Raw genomic sequence first — 5,348 nt, 5'->3', positions numbered from 1 at the left:
GACCCGCAGCAGTGCGTGGAGCGCCTGGTGCAGCTCGCGCTGCGCGGCGGCGGCCCGGACAACATCACCGTGATCATCGCGGACGCCACCGACCAGGACATCGTCGAGGCGTCCCCGATCGTCGGCGACACCTCGCCCGGCTCCTGGCCGGGGCGGTGCGGGGCCTCGGACGTCATGGGTGCGCCTCCTCCATCACATGTCGGCCGCCGATGCCGATCGGGACCGTCGGCATGGCTGCCGGAGTCGCCGGCAGGTACCGGCCGTGCGGGCTCCCCGCACCGTATCCGGTGGCCGCCCGGAGGCGCCCGGGGGAGCACGAGCCGTCACCGACCGTCACCGGACGGTATCGATCGGTTGCTCTGTCGGCGATCGGTCCGGGGGCGGGCGGTTGGCGACCGAGCCCCACCGTACCGGGCGGTGCGGCGAGGTGGAATCCCGGTGTCAATCGACGTGAAACGCCGAAGACCCGACCGGTTGCCCGGGCGGGTCTTCGAACTGGAGGAGGTGAGGAAAGTAGGGGAGCGTCAGCTCATGTGACGCTGGGCGATGGCGAGAAGCTCCTCGCGGACGGCCGGCGAGTTGGCGGAACGCAGCGCGTGCTCGATGGCACGGGCGCGGCGGTTGGCGTCGCGGCGGTTGCGGATTCGCTCGATCATGCTCATCTGGGTCTCTCCTCCTGGCTATTCGGTTGTCAGCCCCTTGATGTCTCTATTGAACCCCAGAACGCCGCGAACTTCCATCGATTATTAGGTGAGCTGAGCCACGTGCCTAAGGATCGTAGGCCAGGAGCCCCGTCGAGCCGACGTTTCGTTCCCCAACGGCAACGGCCGGTGTGCCGGGCGTTCACCCGTGCACACCGGCCGTGGCCTGGTGCGATGCGACCCGTCAGGTCCAGGCGAGCAGCGCCGCCTCCGGATCGGCCAGGAAGTCCCCGATGTCGCGGAGGAACTTCGAACCGAGCTCACCGTCGATGATCCGGTGGTCGAAGGAGAGCCCCAACGTGGTGACCAGGCGCGGCTTGACCTTGCCCTTGTGCACCCAGGGCAGCTCCCGCACCGCGCCGAAGGCGAGGATCGCGGACTCGCCCGGAGGCAGGATCGGGGTGCCGGTGTCGACGCCGAAGACGCCGACGTTGGTGATGGTCAGCGTGCCGCCGGACATGTCGGCCGGAGACGTCTTCCCCGCCTTGGCCGTCTGGACGAGCGCCGTCATCGCGTCCGCCAGCTCGCGCAGCGAGAGCCGGCCGGCGTCCTTGATGTTCGGCACGATCAGGCCGCGCTCGGTGGCCGCCGCGATGCCCAGGTTCACGTAGTCCTTGACCACGATCTCGTCGCCGGCCCAGGTCGAGTTGACCATCGGGTGGCGCTTGACCGCCAGCAGCACCGCCTTCGCGACGAGCAGCAGTGGCGAGACCCGCACGTCCCGCCACTCGCGGCGCTCGCGGAGCCGGTCCAGGGCCTTCATGGCCCGGGTCACGTCCACGGTCAGGAACTCCGTGACGTGCGGGGCGGTGAACGCCGAGCGGGCCATGTTCTCCGCGGTGAGCTTGCGTACCCCCTTGACCGGGATGCGCTGCTCGCGGTCGGCGCCGAAGCTCGCGGCCGCCGTGGCCGGCGCCGCGACCGTCAGCGGCTCGGCCGCCGCCGGAGCCGACGCCGCCCGCTGGACGTCCTCCCGGGTGATCGAGCCCAGCGGGCCCGAACCGGTCAGCGTGGCGAGGTCGACGCCGAGGTCCTTGGCGAGCTTGCGGACCGGCGGCTTGGCCAGCACGGCGCCGGTCACCCGGCCGTTGCCGTTGACCGCCGGGGCGGCCGGCGCCGGGACCACCGGCGCGGGAGCCGGCTGGACCGGGGCGGCCGGGGCCGCCGCCGCCCGGGCCGGGACGACGCCGCCCTTGCGCGGCCGCCGCTTGGCCGGCGCGTTCCGCGGGCCGTAGCCGACCAGCACCGCGGTACGCCCACCCGGCGCCACGCCGCCGATCAGGCCCGGCTCGACCATGCCCTCCTCGGGCGCGACCTCGACGGCGGCCAGCGAGGCCGCCGACGGGGTGGGCAGGTCGGCGGCCGGAGCACCGGTCGTCGACTGCTCGATCGGCCCGGCGTTCGGGTCGGTGTCGATCGCGATGATCGGGCTGCCGACCTCGACCGTGGTGCCCTCCGGGTGGAAGATCGCCTGCACCCGGCCGGCCCACTTCGCCGGGATCTCGACCGCCGCCTTGGCGGTCTCCACCTCGACGATCGGCTGGTTCAGCTCGATGTCGTCGCCCACCTTGACCAGCCAGGCGAGGATCTCACCCTCGGTCAGGCCCTCGCCCAGGTCGGGGAGGTTGAACGTCTTGATCCGTGACATGCCGCTCACCAGCCGAAGGTGCGGTCGACGGCGTCGAGCACCCGGTCGAGGTCGGGCAGGTACTCCTCCTCCACCCGGGCGGCCGGGTAGGGGGTGTCGAAGCCGGTGACCCGCAGCACGGGGGACTCCAGGGAGTAGAAGCACTCCTCGGTGATCCGGGCGGCGATCTCCGACCCGAGGCCCAGGTTGCCCGGGGCCTCGTGGACGACCACGCAGCGGCCGGTGCGCTTCACCGACTCGTACGCGGCGGTCAGGTCCAGCGGGGAGAGCGTGCGCAGGTCGATGACCTCCAGCTCCCGGCCGTCTTCGGCGGCGGCGGTGGCCGCGTCCAGGGCGGTGCGCACCATCGGGCCGTACGCCAGCACGGTGGCGTCGGTGCCCGGCCGGGCGACCCGGGCGGCGTGCAGCGGGTACGCCCCGGTCAGCGGGGCGTCCAGTTCGACCGGACCCTTCTCCCAGTAGCGCCGCTTCGGCTCCAGGAAGACGATCGGGTCGTCGGAGGCGATCGCCTGCTGGATCATCGAGTAGCCGTCCTGCGGGTTCGCGCAGGTGACGACCTTCAGGCCGGCGGTGTGCGCGAAGTACGCCTCGGGCGACTCCGAGTGGTGCTCGACCGCGCCGATGCCACCGCCGTAGGGGATCCGGATGACCATCGGGATCCGCACCTTGCCCTGCGAGCGGTAGTGCATCTTCGCCACCTGGGACACGATCTGGTCGTACGCCGGGTAGACGAAGCCGTCGAACTGGATCTCGCAGACCGGCCGGAAGCCGCGGATGGCCAGGCCGACCGCGGTGCCGATGATGCCGGACTCGGCGAGCGGGGTGTCGATGACCCGCTGGTCGCCGAAGTCCTTCTGGAGGCCGTCGGTGATGCGGAACACGCCGCCGAGCTTGCCGACGTCCTCGCCCATGATGACGACCTTCGGGTCGTTCTCCAGGGCCTTGCGCAGGCCGGCGTTGAGGGCCTTGCCGAGGGTGAGCGTCTCCGTGGCCATCAGTGGGCGCTCCCCTCGAACGACTCCAGGTACTTGCTGAACTGGGCCCGCTGCTCGTCGAGCTCGGGGGACCCGTTGGGGTAGACGTGGTCGAACATGGTCACCGGTTCCGGGTCGGGCATGGCGAGCACCCGCTCGCGCAGGTGCACCGACTCGGCGCGGGCCTGCTCGTCGACCTCGGCGAAGAACGACTCGTCGACGATCTGCTGCTTCGTGAGGAACGCCTTCATCCGGGCGATCGGGTCCTTGGCCTGCCAGGCCTCGACCTCGCTGGCGATCCGGTAGCGGGTCGGGTCGTCGGAGGTGGTGTGGGCACCCATCCGGTAGGTGTACGCCTCGATGAGGCTCGGTCCCTGGCCGTGCCGCGCGTTGTCCAGCGCGTGCCGGGTCACCGCGTACGACGCGAGCACGTCGTTGCCGTCCACCCGGACGCCGGGGAAGCCGAAGCCGCCGGCCCGCTGGTAGAGCGGGACGCGGGTCTGGCGCTCCAGCGGCTCGGAGATGGCGTACTGGTTGTTCTGGCAGAAGAACACCAGCGGGGCGTTGAAGACGCTGGCCCAGACGAACGACTCGTTCACGTCGCCCTGGCTGGTGGCGCCGTCACCGAAGTAGGCGATCACCGCCTCGCCCTCGTCGCTGCCGGTCCTGCCGTCCATGGCGACACCCATGGCGTAGCCGGTCGCGTGCAGGGTCTGCGCGCCGATGACGATCGTGTACATGTTGAACTTGAACTCGTTCGGGTCCCAGCCGCCCTGGTCGACGCCGCGGAACAGGCCGAGCGGCATGATCGGGTCGATGCCCCGGCAGTAGAGGACGCCGTGCTCCCGGTAGGTCGGGAAGGCCATGTCCTGCGTACGCAGCGCCCGGCCGGAGCCGACCTGCGCCGCCTCCTGGCCCAGGAGACTGGCCCAGAGGCCCAGCTCGCCCTGGCGCTGGAGCGCCGTGGCCTCGGCGTCGAGCTTCCGGACCAGCACGAGGTCGCGGTAGAGCCCGCGGTACTCCTCGTCGGTGAAGTCGACGCGGTACTCGGTCCCGTCCGGCCCGAGCGCGCTCTCGATCCGCTCGCCCTCGGGCGTGAGCAGCTGCACGAGCTCCGGTTCGCCCGTGGCGGCGGCGCGCTTGGTACGGGGTGCGGCCCGCTTGCTGCGGGTGGCGGCCCCGGGATCGCCCTTTGCCATCCGTCTCTCCCTGTCTGGTCTGCGCCGGCGCCGGGGGGTGACCCGTGCCGCGCACATCGTGCGCCCGACCCGGCTGGTGCCGGACCGGTCCCTGGCGGCCGCGCCTAGCCCCGGTGAGGGTTGCCGCGCGGCGTGAGCCGGGTCCGTTTGCGGAGCCCGACCCGGGAGCGCCGGCGCCGTACCGCACCAGCCGCGGGGTGCGCGGAGGTGGCGGCTGCGTTGCCGTCGTGCCTGAATGATTGCAGAGGAGGTGAGCGGGCCCACAGTACGGCCTCCTCCACCGGCGACGTTCCGTCGTGTTCGCGACGCATAGACACATTTGTCTGGTGAGTCGCCGTCGAGGGACGGACAATTTGTGTGTCGACACGCTGTGGTGGCTGGTGAACTGAGCGTCACTGGTCCAAGCTGGCGGTGGTCCCCCGCGAGGCATTTGTCCGTTTAGCCTGCGCCGGGATCCCGCCCTGTCGACGCGTACGAGGAGTGTGCCGGTGTCCGAGCCGCCAGAGGGTCCTCCGGGAGTTCCGTTCCTCGGCCGGCACCGGGCGGTGCCGCAGTCCCGCTACCGGCGGGTGGTCGGCGCGCACCGGGCGCAGGGCCTGGGCGGCCCGAGCCGGGGTTACCTGTTCACCGTGGCGCTGCTGGCCGGCACCGCCTCCATGCCGATCCTCGCCGCGATCAGCGCGGGGTCGGCCACCGTGGGGAACAGCGCCCTCCCGGACAGCAGCACCCCGTTCCTCCCGACGCCCTCGGTCGGCCCGGTGGTGATCCCGCTGCCCGAGGGGACGCAGTCGCCGTTGCTCCCCACCCCGTCGCCGGTCGCCGGAGC

General features: G+C 71.8%; 5 protein-coding genes. 1 reads left to right on the top strand and 4 read right to left on the bottom strand.

From position 1 onward, the window contains the following. Positions 1-524 precede the first annotated feature (524 nt). The 4 genes from F8274_RS31505 to pdhA all read right to left on the bottom strand — a co-directional run bounded on the left by F8274_RS31505 (position 525) and on the right by pdhA (position 4,522). The gene (locus tag F8274_RS31505) at positions 525-662 is read right to left on the bottom strand and encodes a hypothetical protein (protein ID WP_165823299.1); all 138 of its coding nucleotides are present in this window, start codon (positions 660-662) and stop codon (positions 525-527) included. A 223-nt stretch (positions 663-885) separates the two neighbouring features. After that, positions 886-2,349 (bottom strand): dihydrolipoamide acetyltransferase family protein, encoded by a 1,464-nt coding sequence (locus F8274_RS29785; RefSeq protein ID WP_151465672.1) that lies wholly within the window; start codon positions 2,347-2,349, stop codon positions 886-888. 5 nt (positions 2,350-2,354) lie between these two features. Further along, positions 2,355-3,344, bottom strand: a complete 990-nt coding sequence (locus tag F8274_RS29780; RefSeq protein ID WP_151465671.1) for an alpha-ketoacid dehydrogenase subunit beta — start codon at positions 3,342-3,344, stop codon at positions 2,355-2,357. Continuing rightward, positions 3,344-4,522, bottom strand: coding sequence for a pyruvate dehydrogenase (acetyl-transferring) E1 component subunit alpha (gene pdhA, locus F8274_RS29775; RefSeq protein WP_151465670.1), 1,179 nt, complete (start codon positions 4,520-4,522; stop codon positions 3,344-3,346). Before pdhA ends, F8274_RS29780 begins: the two co-directional genes overlap by 1 nt. Positions 4,523-5,010: 488 nt before the next feature. On the opposite strand from pdhA, the gene F8274_RS31500 reads away from it, so the two are divergent. Beyond that, a partial coding sequence (locus F8274_RS31500) for a hypothetical protein (protein ID WP_225854037.1) occupies positions 5,011-5,348 on the top strand: 338 nt, incomplete at its 3' end.

The sequence above is a fragment of the Micromonospora sp. AMSO31t genome, assembly GCF_008868175.1.
Classification (GTDB): domain Bacteria; phylum Actinomycetota; class Actinomycetes; order Mycobacteriales; family Micromonosporaceae; genus Micromonospora.
Note: the sequence above shows the minus strand (reverse complement) of the source record. Positions and strands in the feature narration are given on the sequence as shown.

What these genes read in the sequence shown, in the direction of transcription:
- pdhA (WP_151465670.1), bottom strand. Translation starts at nt 4,522, where the DNA reads ATGGCAAAGGGCGATCCCGGGGCCGCCACCCGCAGCAAGCGGGCCGCA.
- F8274_RS29785 (WP_151465672.1), bottom strand. Translation starts at nt 2,349, where the DNA reads ATGTCACGGATCAAGACGTTCAACCTCCCCGACCTGGGCGAGGGCCTG.
- F8274_RS29780 (WP_151465671.1), bottom strand. Translation starts at nt 3,344, where the DNA reads ATGGCCACGGAGACGCTCACCCTCGGCAAGGCCCTCAACGCCGGCCTG.
- F8274_RS31505 (WP_165823299.1), bottom strand. Translation starts at nt 662, where the DNA reads ATGAGCATGATCGAGCGAATCCGCAACCGCCGCGACGCCAACCGCCGC.